General features: G+C 65.2%; 18 protein-coding genes. 3 read left to right on the top strand and 15 right to left on the bottom strand.

Going from position 1 to position 16133, the window contains the following annotated elements; translation table 11 throughout:
• Positions 1–33 precede the first annotated feature (33 nt).
• The 4 genes from GTP90_RS07455 to GTP90_RS07440 form a co-directional block, all read right to left on the bottom strand.
• The gene (locus GTP90_RS07455; protein ID WP_161082900.1) at positions 34–597 is read right to left on the bottom strand and encodes a chemotaxis protein CheW; all 564 of its coding nucleotides are present in this window, start codon (positions 595–597) and stop codon (positions 34–36) included.
• A gap of 3 nt (positions 598–600) precedes the next feature.
• Positions 601–975 (bottom strand): response regulator transcription factor, encoded by a 375-nt coding sequence (locus tag GTP90_RS07450; RefSeq protein WP_161082899.1) that lies wholly within the window; start codon positions 973–975, stop codon positions 601–603.
• A gap of 20 nt (positions 976–995) precedes the next feature.
• Positions 996–1409 carry a response regulator gene (locus tag GTP90_RS07445; RefSeq protein WP_117012052.1) on the bottom strand — a complete coding sequence of 138 codons (414 nt, stop codon included), beginning with the start codon at positions 1407–1409 and terminating at the stop codon, positions 996–998.
• Between the two features lie 92 nt (positions 1410–1501).
• On the bottom strand, positions 1502–1693 hold the full coding sequence (locus GTP90_RS07440) for a rubredoxin (RefSeq protein WP_301547057.1): 192 nt from the start codon (positions 1691–1693) through the stop codon (positions 1502–1504).
• A 57-nt stretch (positions 1694–1750) separates the two neighbouring features.
• On the opposite strand from GTP90_RS07440, the gene thiD reads away from it, so the two are divergent.
• Both thiD and hemL read left to right on the top strand, forming a co-directional pair.
• Positions 1751–2599 carry a bifunctional hydroxymethylpyrimidine kinase/phosphomethylpyrimidine kinase gene (thiD, locus tag GTP90_RS07435; RefSeq protein ID WP_161082898.1) on the top strand — a complete coding sequence of 283 codons (849 nt, stop codon included), beginning with the start codon at positions 1751–1753 and terminating at the stop codon, positions 2597–2599.
• Between the two features lie 16 nt (positions 2600–2615).
• Positions 2616–3908, top strand: coding sequence for a glutamate-1-semialdehyde 2,1-aminomutase (hemL, locus tag GTP90_RS07430; protein ID WP_161082897.1), 1293 nt, complete (start codon positions 2616–2618; stop codon positions 3906–3908).
• On the opposite strand, the gene GTP90_RS07425 is transcribed toward hemL, so the two are convergent.
• Positions 3905–5215 carry an ABC transporter ATP-binding protein gene (locus GTP90_RS07425; protein WP_161082896.1) on the bottom strand — a complete coding sequence of 437 codons (1311 nt, stop codon included), beginning with the start codon at positions 5213–5215 and terminating at the stop codon, positions 3905–3907. The genes hemL and GTP90_RS07425 overlap by 4 nt on opposite strands.
• A 15-nt stretch (positions 5216–5230) precedes the next feature.
• The gene (locus tag GTP90_RS07420) at positions 5231–6961 is read right to left on the bottom strand and encodes an ABC transporter permease (protein ID WP_161082895.1); all 1731 of its coding nucleotides are present in this window, start codon (positions 6959–6961) and stop codon (positions 5231–5233) included.
• A 172-nt stretch (positions 6962–7133) separates the two neighbouring features.
• Here GTP90_RS07420 and GTP90_RS07415 point away from each other — a divergent pair, with 172 nt between their 5' ends.
• The gene (locus GTP90_RS07415; RefSeq protein WP_161082894.1) at positions 7134–7637 is read left to right on the top strand and encodes a hypothetical protein; all 504 of its coding nucleotides are present in this window, start codon (positions 7134–7136) and stop codon (positions 7635–7637) included.
• 3 nt (positions 7638–7640) lie between these two features.
• Here the strand turns inward: GTP90_RS07415 and corA are convergent, their stop codons facing one another.
• The 9 genes from corA to mpl form a co-directional block, all read right to left on the bottom strand.
• On the bottom strand, positions 7641–8606 hold the full coding sequence (corA, locus tag GTP90_RS07410; RefSeq protein ID WP_117012059.1) for a magnesium/cobalt transporter CorA: 966 nt from the start codon (positions 8604–8606) through the stop codon (positions 7641–7643).
• A gap of 81 nt (positions 8607–8687) precedes the next feature.
• On the bottom strand, positions 8688–9077 hold the full coding sequence (locus tag GTP90_RS07405) for a DUF4124 domain-containing protein (protein WP_161082893.1): 390 nt from the start codon (positions 9075–9077) through the stop codon (positions 8688–8690).
• 9 nt (positions 9078–9086) lie between these two features.
• Complete coding sequence (gene mtgA / locus GTP90_RS07400) at positions 9087–9794, bottom strand: monofunctional biosynthetic peptidoglycan transglycosylase (RefSeq protein ID WP_161082892.1); 708 nt, start codon at positions 9792–9794, stop codon at positions 9087–9089.
• The gene (gene aroE, locus GTP90_RS07395; protein WP_161082891.1) at positions 9791–10609 is read right to left on the bottom strand and encodes a shikimate dehydrogenase; all 819 of its coding nucleotides are present in this window, start codon (positions 10607–10609) and stop codon (positions 9791–9793) included. Before aroE ends, mtgA begins: the two co-directional genes overlap by 4 nt.
• Complete coding sequence (locus GTP90_RS07390) at positions 10609–11439, bottom strand: TonB family protein (protein ID WP_175048013.1); 831 nt, start codon at positions 11437–11439, stop codon at positions 10609–10611. Before GTP90_RS07390 ends, aroE begins: the two co-directional genes overlap by 1 nt.
• A 119-nt stretch (positions 11440–11558) precedes the next feature.
• A complete protein-coding gene (locus GTP90_RS07385; RefSeq protein WP_161082889.1) occupies positions 11559–13586 on the bottom strand; it encodes a ribonuclease catalytic domain-containing protein in 2028 nt (675 codons plus the stop codon).
• Between the two features lie 2 nt (positions 13587–13588).
• Positions 13589–14170, bottom strand: coding sequence for a chorismate--pyruvate lyase family protein (locus tag GTP90_RS07380; RefSeq protein ID WP_161082980.1), 582 nt, complete (start codon positions 14168–14170; stop codon positions 13589–13591).
• Between the two features lie 20 nt (positions 14171–14190).
• A complete protein-coding gene (locus GTP90_RS07375; RefSeq protein ID WP_161082888.1) occupies positions 14191–14769 on the bottom strand; it encodes a YqiA/YcfP family alpha/beta fold hydrolase in 579 nt (192 codons plus the stop codon).
• Positions 14766–16133, bottom strand: a complete 1368-nt coding sequence (gene mpl, locus GTP90_RS07370; protein ID WP_161082887.1) for a UDP-N-acetylmuramate:L-alanyl-gamma-D-glutamyl-meso-diaminopimelate ligase — start codon at positions 16131–16133, stop codon at positions 14766–14768. Before mpl ends, GTP90_RS07375 begins: the two co-directional genes overlap by 4 nt.

Below are 16133 nucleotides of genomic sequence, written 5' to 3'. Positions count from 1 at the left end.
GGATTAGTTGCGATCTACTCCAGTATGCCGCCCTTACAAACCAACCTGCAGAAAACGCGATTCACGCACCAGCTGCGCCAGGTCGATGCGGGTCCATTGCTGTCCCTCGCCGTCGGTGTAGTGCTGGTGGTTCCATTCAGGTCCGGCATCGGCCGGCGCTTCCAGCGCCTGCATGTCGGCCAGCTTGCGCAGGCCCAGTACCCGCTCGGCCAGCAGCGCGCAGTTGAAACCCAATGTGGGGGCGAAGGTGATCAGGCGCCGTTCCGCCGCCGCCGCGTCGCCGGCGGCCAGGCCCTGGTAGCGCGCCAGGTCGATCACGCCGGTCAGGTTGCCGCGGATATTGGCCAGTCCCTGATACCAGTCCTGCGCCAGCGGCACCGGCGTGACCGGCTGCAGCGGCACGATTTCACTGATCTGGGTCAAGTCCAGCAGGCACAGACGCCCGCCTATCAGCACGCCGAGCTCACGGCCGCCCGCCGCGGCGCCGGTTTTTGCGGCCTGCATGCGCTCCAGCAGCTGCACCTGATACTGGCGCAGGCGGCTGCGGCGTTCCGGGCCGGCCGGGGTGGATGGGGTGTCGGGCGTCGGGCCGCTCATCGCTTAGCCGGCGGCAGACAAAGCGGCGATCTTGGCCAGCAGTTCGGCCGCGTCGACCGGCTTGACCAGGTATTCGCGCGCGCCCTGGCGCAGGCCCCAGATACGGTCGGTCTCCTGGTCCTTGCTGGAGCAGATAATCACCGGCACATCCTGCAGGTCGGGGTCGCGGGAGATCGCGCGGGTGACCTGGAAGCCGTTCGCGCCGGGCATGACCACGTCCATCAGGATCAGCTGGGGTTTGTCGGCCTTGATCTTGGCCAGCGCCTCCTCGCCGTTTTCGGCGGTCGAGACGGAGAAGCCGTTTTTGACCAGGATGTCGGTCAGGTAGTAGCGCTCCGTGGGCGAATCATCGACGATCAGAATTCTTTGTATGGCCATGGTGTTCCCCTGAAGCTGGCTTATTCTTGTGTGGAGACGCCCGCGCCGCCGGTATGCTCGCGCACCGCGGCCAGCAGGCTGTCTTTGGTAAAAGGTTTGGTGAGATAGGCGGCCGATCCGACCATGGCGCCGCGCGCGCGGTCGAACAGGCCGTCCTTGGACGACAGCATCAACACCGGCGTGGCGTGGAATTTGGCGCTCTTCTTGATCAGCGCGCAGGTCTGGTAGCCGTCCAGGCGCGGCATCAGAATGTCGCAGAAGATCAGCGCCGGATGGTGGTCGCTGATCTTGGCCAGCGCGTCGAATCCATCCTCGGCCAGCACCACCTGGTAGCCGGCCTGGGTCAGGAAGATCTCGGCCGAACGACGGATCGTGCTGCTGTCGTCGATCACCATGATTTTCAGGGCATTAGCATGCGGCGTGGTCGTCGTCATAATCGGTTCGCTGGTATGGTGGCTACACCATAGCATAGGCAGGCGGCGGTTGGCGCGATACTAGCGATGCGCCAGTCGTCCGGCGCGGCGTATCAGATGGCTACCATCTCGAAATCGTCCTTGCGGGCGCCGCATTCCGGGCAGCTCCAGTTCATCGGCACGTCGGCCCAGCGGGTGCCGGGGGCGATGCCTTCGTCCGGCAAACCGGCTTGCTCGTCATAGATCCAGCCACAGATCAGGCACATCCAGGTCTGGAACTCCTGCGTTGTTTCATTGCTACTCACGTTCTGCCACCCTTCAATCAAGTAAAATGCTGAATTAGGTATCTTAATCTACCCGCCGTGCAAAACCAAACTTCTCCTCTCATATTAAGCTTCGGTGCCGCCGATCCGGCCGGAGCGATCGGTGTCCAGGCCGACCTCGCGGTATTTTCCGCCCTCTCCTGCAACGGGCTGGCGGTGACCACCGCGTTGCTCATCGGCGACAGCGCCCGCGTCGAAGACGCCCAGGACATCGATCCCGACTGGGTCTCGGACCAGGCCCGCGTGGTCCTGGAAGACATGACCATGGCCGCCTTCAAGGTCGGCGCGGTGACCAACATCGAGCAGGTGGCGGCCATCGCCGAGATCCTGTCCGACTATCCCGACGCGCCGCTGATCCTCGATCCGTTCAGCTCACGCCTGCCCGATCCGGCCGACGCCGACGAGGCCGAGGAACTGCTGACCGCCCTGCGCCAGCTGCTGGTGCCGCAGGCCACGCTGCTAATGCTGTCGCAGGTGGAGCTGGGCCGGCTGGCCGAAACCTGGCGCGAAGGCGCCGACGACACCATGGAGTCGGACGTCGAGCACCTGCTGGCCCTGGGCTGCGAATTCGTGCTCGTCACCGGCACCCAGGCCGGCACGCCGCAGGGCGAGACGGCCGCGCCGAACACGCTGGCCAACACCCTGTTCGGCGCCGACGGCATGATCAGCCACGACGCCTGGCAGCACATGGCCGGCCCGTTCCTGGGCGCCGGCGGCACGCTGTCGGCGGCGATCACCGCCTTCATGGCGCGCGGCGCCGACGTGCCGGAAGCGGTGACGGCGGCGCAGGAATACACCGTCGGCGCGCTGGCCCATGCGCAGCGCTACGGCATGGGCAAGTTCATCCCGAACCGATTTTTCCATCTGCACCAGGCTTTACCAACTTGATACCGAAGATGCCATCATGACCACGACCTCAAAAAACGACCAGCTGTTCGAACGCGCCCAGAAAACCACGCCCGGCGGCGTCAACTCGCCGGTGCGCGCCTTCCGCTCGGTGGGCGGCACGCCGCGCTTCATCACCCGCGCCGAAGGCCCGTACTTCTGGGACGCTGACGACAAGCGCTACATCGACTACATCGGCTCCTGGGGCCCTGCCATCGTCGGCCACGCGCATCCGGTGGTGGTGAAGGCGGTGCAGGAGGCGGCCGCGCGCGGCCTGTCGTTCGGCGCGCCGACCGAGGGCGAGATCGTGATGGCCGAGGAAATCTGCCGACTGGTGCCGTCGATCGAGCAGGTGCGCCTGGTCTCGTCGGGCACCGAGGCGACCATGAGCGCGCTGCGCCTGGCGCGCGGCGCCACGGGCCGCGACAAGATCATCAAGTTCGAGGGCTGCTACCACGGCCACGCCGATTCGCTGCTGGTCAAGGCGGGCAGCGGCCTGCTCACCTTCGGCAATCCGACGTCGGCCGGCGTGCCGGAGGACTTCGTCAAGCACACGATGGTGCTGGACTATAACAACGTGGCGCAGCTGGAGCAGGCCTTTGCCGAATACGGCGACGACATCGCCTGCGTGATCGTCGAGCCGGTGGCCGGCAATATGAACCTGATCAAGGCTTCCGAAGCCTTCCTGCAGGCGATGCGCGCGCTGTGCACCAAGCACGGCGCGGTGCTGATCTTCGACGAAGTGATGTGCGGCTTCCGCGTGGCGCTGGGCGGCGCGCAGCAGCTGTACGGCATCAAGCCGGACCTGACGGCGCTGGGCAAGGTGATCGGCGGCGGCCTGCCGGTGGCGGCCTTCGGCGGCAGCGCTGAGTTGATGTGCAAGATGGCGCCACTGGGCGCGGTCTACCAGGCCGGCACGCTGTCGGGCAATCCGGTGGCGGTGGCGGCGGGCATGACCACGCTGAAGATCATCCAGGAGCCGGGCTTCCACGAGAAGCTGAGCGCGACGGCGGCGCGCCTGGCGGCCGGCCTGACCAAGGCGGCCAAGGACGCGGGCATCGTGTTCTGCGCCGATTCGATCGGCGGCATGTTCGGCCTGTACTTCAGCGAGACGCCGCCAAACAACTACGCCGAGATGATGGCCGGCGACCGCGCGCGCTTCAATGTGTTCTTCCACGCGATGCTGGATGAAGGCGTGTACTTCGCGCCGGCCGCGTTCGAGGCGGGCTTCGTCTCGGCGCAGCACAGCGACGCGGTGATCGACGAAACCATCGCCGCCGCCGCGCGCGTGTTCAAGAAACTCGCGGCTTAAGCTTCGTCTTCCTCGTCCTCTTCGGAGGACTGGATCACGCCGGTGTTGAAGTTGTACTCGAACAGGTCGCCGTAGCGGCCCCACTCGATGGCGACCCGCAGCGCGCGCTCGGCTTCCTCTTCGCTGAGCGTGAAGCGCAGCAGCTTGAGGAACAGGTCCTCCGGCAGGTCGCCCGACTTGTCCTGTTCCAGGCCGTGGCAGATGTAGGCGATCAGCGGCACATGCTCCAGCAGCTGCTTGCCGAAGATCTCCTGCCGCTCGGTGTTGGTGGCCGCCGCGTACCGGCCGCCCAAGTCGGTCAGCAGGATGTCGCCGTTGGTCAGGTAGGCAAAGCCCAGCAGGATCAAACCGTTCAGCACTTCCAGCAGCTCGGCGTCGGTCAGCTCCGTTTCTTCGGCCAGCTGCGGCAGGTCGGCGCGGCCGGAGAACGGTTCCTCCGACAGCAGCTCCACGATACCTTCCATGTGCGCGATGTCGGCCTGCGGCAGGCGGTCGCCCAGCTGCAGCTTGACCTCCTTCTCGCTGATCAGGCCACGGCGGCCGGCGCCGGCGGTCATCAGCTCGTACACCTTGTCGATCAGCTGGCGCACTTCCGGCCCCTCGGCCTTGCGCGGCTGCGGCAGCGATATCGGCAGCTCGGCGCGCACCCGGCCAGGATCGCTGGCGAAGATCAGCACGCGGTCGGCCATCATCACCGCTTCCTCGATGTTGTGCGACACCACCAGGATCGCCTTGGTCGGGATCCGGCCGGACTGCCACAGCTCCAGGATCTCTTCGCGCAGGCGCTCACCGGTCAGCACGTCCAGCGCGGAAAACGCCTCGTCCATCAGCAGCACTTCCGGCTCCATCACCAGCGCGCGGGCGATGCCGACGCGCTGGCGCATGCCGCCCGACAGCTCGCGCGGCAGCGCGCCCTCGAAGCCGGACAGGCCGATCAAATCGATCACCTTCTCGGCGCGCTCGGCGCGTTCCTCGGCCGGCATGCCCTGCGCCTCCAGTCCCAGCTCGACGTTCTTTTGCACCGTCAGCCACGGGAACAGCGCGAACGACTGGAACACCATGCGGATGCCGCGCGCCGTGCCGTACAGCGGCATGCCGCGATACAGCACCTGGCCCTCGTCGGCCTGGATCAGGCCAGCCATGATGCGCAACATGGTCGACTTGCCGGAACCGGATTGGCCCAGCAGCGCGACGATCTCGCCTTCATGCAGCGTGAAGTCCACGCCTTCCAGCACCGCGCGCGCGGAGCCGTCGGCGCCGCGGAAATGCTTGCCGACCGATTTCAATTCGACGATAGGAGTGCTCATAATTCGATCTCAATACTAGAAATGCAGCCGGCTCTCGGCCATGGTGTACAGGCGGCGCCACACGAAGTGGTTGAAGCCCATGACGAAGACGCACATGATACCGATGCCCAGCGCGATGCGCGGGAAGTCGCCGGCGGTGGTCATCTCCTGAATGTAGCTGCCGATGCCGTGCGCCCGCAAGGTGGTCGAGCCCCAGCTGACGCATTCGGCCACGATGGCGGCGTTCCACGAACCGCCGGTGGCGGTGATGGCGCCGGTGACGAAGCTGGGGAAGATCGCCGGCAGCAGGTAGCGGCGCCATTTCAGCCAGCCGGTCAGGCCGAAGTTCTTGGCGGCGTGCCGCAATTCGGTCGGGATGGTGGAGGCGCCGGCGATCACGTTGAACAGCAAATACCACTGCGTCCCCAGGATCATCAGCGGCGACAGCCAGATGTCCGGGTTCAGGTGGTAGCGCACGATCAGCACCACCGCCACCGGGAACACCAGGTTGGTCGGGAAGGCCGCGAGGAACTGCGCCACCGCCTGCGTGCGCGAGGCCCAGCGCGGGTTCATGCCGATCCACACGCCGACCGGCACCCACACCAATGAGGCCAGCGCCAGCAGCAGGATCACGCGCGCCAGCGTGTACAGGCCAAGCACGAACACATGCCCCACTTCGGTCCAGCCGACTTCCGTGCGGATGAAGTGGCCCAGGCTCCACAAGGCATAGAACACCACGGCGGCGATCACCGCGTCCCACACGCGCTGCGGCACCAGCGACGGCTTATCGCGGCGGGCGCGGATCGAGGTGCCGTCGTGCCCGAGGCGGAACAGCGCGATGGAGCGCGACAGCATATTGCCGAACCATTCGACGATGGCCTGCGTGCGCTCGGTGCGGCGCAGCCAGGTGAGCAGCCACGATTGCTGGGCGGTGTCGCTGCCGGTCTCCTCGAAGCGGAATTTGTCGGCCCAGGCCAGCAGGGGGCGGAAGAACAGCTGGTCGTACATCAGCACCCCGACCAGCATGGCGCCGATGGCCCAGCCGATGGCGCCCATGTCGCTCTGGGCGATGGCCATGGCGATGTAGGAGCCGATGCCGGGCAGCTTGATGTCCTGGCCGGAGACCGAGATCGCCTCCGACGCCACCACGAAGAACCAGCCGCCGGACATCGACATCATCATGTTCCACAACAGGCCGGGCATGGCGAACGGCAGCTCCAGGCGCCAGAAGCGCTGCCAGCCCGAGAGCTGGAACACCTGCGCCGCCTCCGACAGTTCGGCCGGCACGGTGCGGAAGCCCTGGTAGGCGGAGAACGCCATGTTCCACGCCTGCGAGGTGAAGATGGCGAAGATGGCCGCGCACTCCACGCCCAGCAGGCTGCCGGGGAACAGCGCGATGAAGGCGGTGACGGTGATCGACAGGAAGCCGAGGATGGGGATCGACTGCAGGATGTCGAGCATCGGCACCAGCACTTTTTCGGCCAGTTTGTATTTCGTGGTGAGCGCGGCGAACACGCAGGCGAACACCATCGACGCGCCCAGCGCGATGAACATGCGCAGCGTGGTGCGCAGCAGGTAGTAAGGCAGGTAGCTCGGGTCCAGCGACAACGGCAACGCCTGGCCGACCTCGTACGGGCGCACCATTTGCTGGCTGCCATAGGCGATCAGGACAAAGATCGACAGTACGATGGGCAGCAGTGCCCAGTCCCAGCGGTTGCCGCCGGCTTCGACCACCTGGCGGGGGAAAAATTGCCGTTTTTTGCTCATTATTGTGGGCTTTCTTCGGCCAGAATAACCGAGGCGAGTGACCGGAGAGTGACACAGGCCGCCATTCTAAAGGATTACGGTGGTGAATTTATTACGAGCGTGAAAGTTGGTGACTATTTGTGTCCATTATTACAGGCATAATAATGTGACTATCGAAATAACATTGCGCGTTATGAAATTGATCGCTGAAAAACGTTCCAAGACGGATAAATACGACGTGCTGCGTTTCGTGCGCAACAACGGCAGCTGCACCGACACGGTGATGCCGCGCCAGGGCATTTTGCCGCACGATCTGCTGCATTACGTGGTGGAATCGGCCTTGCCGCTGCGGCACGGCTTCCTCAGCCTGCTGGCGCGCGGCGCCGACGCGCAGTTCGTCATGGAGGCGGTGCATGACGCGTCCAACAAGGATGTGGAGACCGAGGCGGTGCAGGCGGAAGCGATCGTCGAGGGGTTGCAGGCGCAGTTGTGGTCGGGCGCGTTCGACGAGCAAGCCTTCCTGGCCGGCGCCGCCTCGGCCTGCACGGCGCGCGACAAGCAGCCGTTCGACTTCAGCAAGGTCGGCATCGACATCAAGGCGGCGCTGTACGACCGCGCGCTGTCGCTGAACGAGAAATGGTCGACAGCGCCCTACTTCAGCACCCTCTCGCTGGAATTCAGCCCGCAGCCGGTGTGACGCTTACTTCAACCAGCCACGGCGGCGGAAGTACCAGAACGGGGCGATGGCGCTGGTGATCATCAGCACGATGGCGAACGGGTAGCCCAGCTGCCATTCCAGCTCCGGCAGCCACTTGAAGTTCATGCCGTAGATCGAGGCGATCAGCGTCGGCGGCAGGAAGGCCACGCTGGCCACCGAGAATATCTTGATGATCTTGTTCTGGTTGATGTTGATGAAGCCGACCGTGGCGTCCATCAGGAAGTTGATCTTGTCGAACAGGAAGGACGTGTGGCCGTCCAGCGATTCGATGTCCCGCAGAATCTGGCGCGCTTCCTCGAACTGTTCCGAGTTCAACAAGCGCCCGCGCATCAGGAAGCTGACCGCGCGCCGCGTGTCCATCATGTTGCGGCGGATGCGGCCGTTCAAGTCTTCCTCGTGTGCGATGGCGTTCAGCGCGGCGGCCGCGTCCTGGTCGGTGAACTCTTCCTGCAGCACCCGGCCGCTGACTTCCTCCAGGTTCTGGTAGATGCCTTCCAGCGCGTCGGCCGAGTATTCGGCGTCGGTCGCGTACAGGTCCAGCAGCACGTCCATGTAGTCGGCGATCGAGCCCGGCCGCGAGCGCGCGCGCATGCGCACCAGGCGGAACACCGGCAGATCATCGGTGTGCACCGAGAACAGCATCTTGCGCGCCAGGATGAAGGCCACCGTGACGATGCGCGACGGGCCGTCCTCTTCCTCCAGCAAAAAGTCGGTGCGCAGGTGCAGGTCGCCGTTCTCCGCCTCGTAGTAGCGGGCCGACGCTTCGATGTCCTTGACCTCGTCCTCGCCCGGCAGGGTCACGCCGTAGATGGCCTTGACCCATGCGCGTTCGTCGTCCGTCGGGTCGGTCAGGTCGACCCAAACAGGCTCGACCTTTTCCAGGTCTTCGCGACTGTCGATGGGAACCTGGTTGAGCCGGCCATTCTGGAGAACGAAAACATTAATCATGGGTACGCGAGCCTTCTGGAAACAGCGCAAGTGTACCCGCAAAGCCCCCGCCGAGGCCAGCCTGCCATGCGGTATTTCAGCCTAGCGGGTCGCTTTTTCTATCATTTTGTCGGTGGCCGACTGCGGGGCCGAGTCCGCGGGGTCCGGCTTGGGCACTTTGGGCGCTTCGATGCCGCGCGTGTCGATGGCCTTGACCACTTTTCCGTCCTTGCAATCGACGTCCGACAGCACGGTCTTGCCGTCGATGACGCACTTGCGCAGCACGCCGGCCGGCGCGGCCGGGACGGCAAGCGCAGCCGAGGCAGAAGCGGAGGCGGCCGGCGGCGCCTTGCCGGTCAGCTTGCCCAACCCTTCGGCAAAGAAGTTGCGCTCATGGCGGGCCGACATCAAAAACGCCATCGCTATCGCCGCCAACGAAGCCATGATGATGGCCACCTGTATCAGTCCGAGTCCACGCTGCTTGTGCAACATCGCTGCCTCCTAGGGTAGTTCCGCCGATCCCATGCGGCGCAGGATCACGCCGGTACGCCGCGCCAGATAACCCGAATCGCGGTGCTTGTCGAAGAAGCGCGGATTGGGCAACATCACCGCCAGCTTGGCCGCCTGGGCCGCGCCCAGGTTGGCCGCGCTGACGCCATAATAATGCCGCGCCGCCGCCTCGGCGCCAAACGTGCCGGTGCCGAACTCCACCACGTTCAGGTAGATCTCGAAGATGCGCTCCTTGTCCATCAAGGTTTCCAGCATGTAGGTGATGATCAGCTCCTGTCCCTTGCGCACATAGCTGCGCGAGCCCGACAGGAACAGGTTCTTGGCCAGCTGCTGGGTGATGGTCGAGCCGCCCGACACCACCTTGTGTTTCTTGTTGTTCTTCTCGTAGGCCTTTTGCAGCGCGTCCCAGTCGACGCCCTCGTGCTCGGAAAAGTTGGCGTCCTCGGAAGCGATGATGGCGCGCTTGAGGTTGGTCGAGATGCGGTTGTACGGTACCCATACCTGCTGGATGTTGGCGTTCGGGTTCTTCTCGCGCAGCGCCGCCTGCTGTTCGCGCATGAAGCTGGTCATCGACGGGTTATGGTCGACCCACCACCAGATCTGCAGGAAGAAGTACAGCTGCACCGCCAGGAACAGCAGCACCGGCAGGATGAAGATCCACTTCACCCAGCGCCATTTGCCCGCCTTGGCCGCGCTCACAGCTTGGCCCGCAGCGATTGCAGCACGTCGGCCGTGGCCGGCTGCACGCCGCGCCACAGGCTGAACGCCTCGGCGGCCTGCTCGACCAGCATGCCCAGGCCGTCACGCAAGCGTGCGCCGTGCTGGCCGGCGAACTGCAAGAATACCGTGGGGGAGGCTCCGTACATCATGTCCAAAGCAAGCGCGCCCGGCGCGAACACCGACGGCGACACCGGCGGCAGCTCCGCGCTCAGGCTGGCCGAGGTGGCGTTGATGACGATGTCGAACGCGCCCTCGATGTCGCCGTAGCCGCAGGCCGACACCACGCCCTCGCCGCCCAGGGCGGCGAACTGCTCCGCCAGCGCCTCGGCCGTGGCCACGGTGCGGTTGGCGATGACCAGCTGCGCCGGGCGATGCTCCAGGATCGGCAGCACCACGCCGCGCGCCGCGCCGCCCGCACCCAGCAGCAGCACGCGCTTGCCGGTGATCGGCACGCCGGCGTTGTTGACGATGTCGGCCACCAGTCCCGCGCCGTCGGTGTTGTCGCCAACGATGCCGTCCTCGGTGAAGTGCAGCGTGTTGACGGCGCCGGCCGCGCGCGCGCGGATGGTCAGCGCCTGCGCCACCTTCACCGCGTCCAGCTTGAAGGGCACGGTGACGTTGGCGCCCTTGCCGCCCTCGGCGATGAAGGCTTGCACGGCGGCGGCAAAGCCGTCCACCGGCGCCAGCCGTTTTTCATAGGTCAGTTCCTGCCCGGTCTGGGCCGCGAACGCGGCGTGGATCTCGGGCGATTTGCTATGGGCAATCGGATTGCCGAATACGCAGTAGCGGTCCATCAACGTCCTCCGCCGCTTAAGTCGGCTTGTAGTTTGTCTTCGCGGGTGAATTTGAAAGTCGTGACGATCACCCACAGATCGTCCCTGTCGTTCGACAGCATATTCGGCGGGAACTTGCCGAACGGCGCGGACCGGCGCACGATGCGAATCGCCGCCTCATCCAGCGCCGCGTTGCCGGAGCTGCGTTCGACCTTGATGCCTTCCTTGTCGTAGATCGTTCCGTCCTGGAATACAGGGATCGACAACATCAATTGGCCATACAGTTTGCGGCCATTCTGCTGCGGAAAATTCAGCGTACCGATGTCCTCGATCCGCTTCTGCATCGTCTTGTAGTAGTTGGCGTAACCAACCTCGCGCGTGCTTGGCGTGATCAGGGTCTTTTTGGGGCGCTTGTTCTGGTCCTCTATCGTCTCGCTGATCTCGGCCACCCGGCGGGCGATCGCCTTGCTTGACTCCAGCAGGTCGGCGCCGGTCGACAGCGGATCGGGCTTGGTCTTTTCCGTGACCGGCGGCGCGGTGAACGGAATCTGCTTGGCCGCCTGCGTCAGCAGGTTGCGCTGCTTCTCTTCCAGCTCGGCGATGCGGCGCTTGGCAGCCTTGATGCTGTCGCCCGTTTCCATCTTGCGCATGTCGGGCAGCGGCGATTTGGAACGGCCCTTGTCGACCGTGCCGCCGCCGTCCAGGTTGGCCTGGGCCAGCGCGTCGGCCTTCAGCGGCGCCTTGCTGTGCTTGGCGTTGACCAGGATGACTTCCAGCCCCGGATCGGTGGCTTGCACCGGCGCCGGCTTGGGCGCGACAAAGTGCACCGCGAGCAAGGCGCCATGCGCCATCAGCGACAGGCCGATGGCGAGGTACAGCAAGCGATTTTCTTTGAAAGACTTCACGCGAGGCCGGCGGGTAGAAAAGTTAGGGCTGATTTTACGTCAAAGCAAGCGCGGGGCTGCGGGTTTTATTCCGCCGCCGGCTCCTCGGCAGCGGCCTCGACCGCCACTTCCGGTGCGTCGACCGCTTCTTCCGGCGCGTCGGCCACTTCCTCGTCCTCGTAGTCCAGCTCGGCATCGGCGGCCACCGTGTCGGTGGTCGGGATTTCCAGGATGCGGGCTTCGATGGTCAGGTCCACCTCGTCCCAGCGCAGGATGTCCAGCTTGACCTGGGCGCCGCGCGCCACCTGCGGCATGCCCGGCAGGCGGATGATCAGCGGGATATCGACCAGGCGCAGCACCTCGTCCTTGAGCACCACGGCCTCGACCTGGCGCGCGTCCTGCTGGCCCAGCCAGCGCAAGCACCAGTAGCGTTCCATGTTGGACTGGTGGTCGCCATACGCCGCGTACGCCGCGTCGAACTGCGACACGATGGCGAACAGGTTGGCGTCCTTGTGCTTGAAGTGCGCGACCAGCGGCGCGGTCACGCCGTGCTCGGCGCAGGCCAGGATCTGCCACTGGTTGACCAGGTCGGTGTAGCGGCGCAGCGGCGAGGTGCTCCACGCGTACTGGTCCACGCCCAGGCCCTGGTGCGGCGCAGCATGGGTCAGCATGCGCACCTGCATCTTGGCGGCCCAGCCGCCCACGCCCTGGCCCTGGCTACGGTAGATGCCCGGCACGCCGTGGTCGTGCATCAGCTTGCCCCAGGTGCTGTTGGCGAAGATCATCAGCTCGGCCACGATCTTGTCCAGCGGCGCGCCGCGCTTGCGGCGGCTGACCGTGACCACGTCGTCTTCCACGTAGAAGTTGAAGTCCACGCGGTTGTTCTGTTCCGGCTTCAGGCCGAAGCCCTCGCGCTTGACCATGCGCGCAGCCTCCAGCACCTGCGCCCATTGCCAGATCAGGCCCAGCGATTCCTTGTGCGGATAGTCGCCCTCGCCGCTGGCCAGCGTTTCCTCGTTGACCAGGTCGTCGAGGTCGTTGTGGCGCAGGTTGTTCGCGATCGGCACCATCTCGGCGCGGGTCTCGGTGGCCAGCACCGACCAGTCGGCCGGGTTCAGGGTGGCGTACAGCGACAGTGCCGGGCAGGTCTTGCCCTCGGCCAGCGTGAACGCTTCGACGATGGCGTCCGGCAGCATGGTGATCTTATCGCCGGGCATGTAGACGGTGGACATGCGCGCGCGCGCCATCTTGTCGACCGCGTCGTCCGGCTGGATGCCCAGGCCCGGCGCGGCGATGTGGATGCCGATCTTGACGTTGCCGTCGTCCAGTTTGGTGACGGAGAAGGCGTCGTCGATCTCGGTGGTGGTGACGTCGTCGATGGAGAACGCTTGCACGTTGGCCAGCGGCAGATTGGTCGGCGGCACCGGCACCGGCACGTCCGGGAAGCCGGCGCCGCGCGGGAAGTTCTCGAACAGGAACTTGGCCATGTGCAGCGCCTTGGGCGAGGCGATGCCGCCGGCCGCCAGCATCAGCCGCTGCGGATTGGTGTGCAGCTCGTTGCAGGCCGCTTCCAGCGCCTTGTATTCGATGGAGTTCTTGTCCGGCTTGAACAGCAGCTGCATGACGATGTTTTGCATCGCGGCCGGCAGCTTGTTGGCCTTCAGCTCTTCCACGTACGCGGCCTGCACCAGCGCCTGCTGTTTCTTTTTCTCGATGCCGGCTTGCGCGGCGCGCAGCGATTGCTCGGGCGCGGCCTTGTAGCGGCCACGGCCCTTCTTGTAGAAGTAGATCGGCGCCGAGTGCAGGCTCAGGATCAGGCCGGCGGCTTCGGCCGGCAGCGGCGCGTGGCCGAAGTATTCGGCGCCCAGCTCGGCGAAGCCGAATTCCTCCTCGCCCGCCACTTCCCACAGGAAGTCGAGGTCGATGTCGGCCGCGACCGCCTTGGCCTGTTCCATCAAATCCGTCGGCGACGGCTTCTCGTACTGCAGCAGCACGTCCTTGATCTTGACCTTGGTGCGCTTGCCGCTGGCCATTTCAACCTGGTAGGCCTCGCCAGCTTGCGACATCATGGAGCCGACCTTGAAATCGCCGGATTCTTCGAAAAATAGATTCATTGCTAGCTTCTGTTCGTTGTTATTAGTTTCAATTCCAGCACGGAGGGCAAAAACACTTCCGTCACCAGCAGGGTACCTTGACGGCGCCGATATAAACAGCGCCGTGCATACAATATGAGCTCTTGCGGGCCGTCCAGCCCGAGCGCCCTGCGCGCGCGCTGCGCCAGGGGATGCCCTTCCCGCAATCTTGCAAATTCCAAAACACCACGCCGCACTTGCGGGTCGCCAAACAGGGTCGTGCCCAGCGAGCGTTCGCCCAGCGCGCTGAACAGCGGCCAGTCCGCGGCCGTGGCCGACATCGGCACCACCGTGTGCGCGAACACCGCAGGCGTATTATCACACCGCAGCAGCACTTCCCTCTCCCAGACGCGGCCCGGCCGGTGCATGCCGATCGCGGCGGCCTCGTCCGACAGGCAGCGCGCCGTGCTCTGGTGCAGGCATTGCACGCGGAAGGCGCGGCTATGCGCTTTCAACTTGGCGGTCAGCGAACCGTCGGCCGTCAACCACTGGCGGTAGCCCGGCGGCGCGTTCAGCGCCAACACGTGCGGCTGCCATTGCGTCTGCCGCAGCGAGGGGGTACGTATACGCGCGCGAATTGCCGCCGTCACTGATGCGCCTCGATACCGCAGAATTCCAGTACAGACTCCACATAGTCGGGGAACTCGGAAATGCCGTGGTCGCTGCCCTCGATCACGTGCTGGCGCGCGCCCGCATAGTGCGCCACCATGTCGCGATAGTCCAGCACTTCGTCGCCGGTGGCGGCGATCAGGAAGTAGCGCTCCTGCCGCGTGACCGGGTTGACGGCCAGGGCGCGCAGCTCCTCGATGTACTCCCGCTTGAACTCGAACGGTTCGTCGGAATGGAATTGCGTGGTCACGCCGACGTGCTGGTCCAGGTCCTTGAGCGGCACGATGGCCGGGTTCAGCAGCACGGCGCGGCAGCCGATGCGCTCGGCCAGCCACGTGGCGTAGTAGCCGCCCAGCGAGGAACCAACGATGGTCAGCTCGCTGGGCGGCACGCCCTCTATTAAAGAGAGCGCCAATTCCATCGCCAGCTTCGGCGAAGCCGGCAGCTGCGGGCAGATGAACTGGTCCGACAAGCCCAGTGCCGCCATGCGCTCGGCCATCACGCGTGCCTTCATCGACTTCGGCGACGAGCGGAATCCGTGCAGATAGAGGATCATCGCGCCAGCGCTTCCAGTATCTTGTTGTGCACGCCGCCGAAGCCGCCGTTGCTCATCACCAGGATCTGGTCGCCCGGCCGCGCGGCCTGGACGATGGCGGCCACCAGGGCGTCGATGTCTTCATACGCGCTGGCGAGCTGGCCCAGCGGCGCCAGCGCGTCGCCCAGGCTCCAGCCCAGCGCCTGCTTGCTGCCGTAGCCGAACACCAGGTCGGCGTCGCACAGGCTGCCCGGCAGCGCATCCTTCATCGCGCCCAGCTTCATGGTGTTGGAGCGCGGCTCCAGCACGGCCAGGATGCGCGTTTGTTTGCCGATCTTCTGGCGCAGGCCGCCGACCGTGGTGGCAATGGCGGTCGGATGGTGGGCGAAATCGTCATAAACAGTAATATCGTTTACCACGCCGCGCACTTCCATGCGGCGCTTGACGTTCTCGAAGGTGGCCAGCGACCTGGCCGCCTGCGCCACCGGCACGCCGACGTGGCGGGCGGCGGCGATCGCGGCCAGCGCGTTGGCGCGGTTGTGCTTGCCCGTCAGCTGCCACGCGACATGGCCGGCCACTTCGCCGCCGAAAATCACGTCGAAGCTGCCGTCATCGTATTCCTTCATCGCCCAATCGGCGCCCTCGGCGCTGCCGAAGCCTTCCTTCTCGCTCCAGCAGCCGCGCTTGAGCACGCGCTGCAGCGAGGCCTCGTCGGCGTTGTAGATGACCCGGCCGATGCCCGGCACGGTGCGCACCAGGTGATGGAATTGGGTTTCGATCGCGCCCAGATCGGGGAAGATGTCGGCGTGATCGTATTCCAGGTTGTTCAGGATCGCGGTCTTGGCGTGGTAGTGCACGAACTTGCTGCGCTTGTCGAAGAAGGCGGTGTCGTACTCGTCGGCCTCGATGACGAAGAAGATCGAGTCCTTGTCACCCTGCATGCGGGCCGACACGCCGAAGTTCATCGGCACGCCGCCGATCAGGAAGCCGGGCGCGTAGCCGGCGTCTTCCAGTATCCAGGTCAGCATGGCCGAGGTGGTGGTCTTGCCGTGCGTGCCGGCCACGGCCAGCACCCACTTGTCTTTTAATATGTGGTCGCCGATCCACTGCGGGCCGGAGACGAACGGCAGGCCGCGGTTCATGATCTCCTCGATCAGCGGATTGCCGCGCGAGACGACGTTGCCGATCACGTACAGGTCGGGGTTGAGCTGCACCTGTTCCGGGCCGAAGCCCTGGATCAGCTCGATGCCCTGGGCTTCCAGCTGGGTACTCATTGGAGGATAGACGTTGGCATCGCAGCCGGTGACGCGGTGGCCGGCTTCTTTTGCCAGGACAGCCAGGCCGCCCATGAAAGTGCCGCAAATGCCGAGTATATGAATATGCAT

Source organism: Duganella vulcania (assembly GCF_009857655.1).
Taxonomy (GTDB): Bacteria; Pseudomonadota; Gammaproteobacteria; order Burkholderiales; family Burkholderiaceae_D; genus Rugamonas; species Rugamonas vulcania.
Note: the sequence above shows the minus strand (reverse complement) of the source record. Positions and strands in the feature narration are given on the sequence as shown.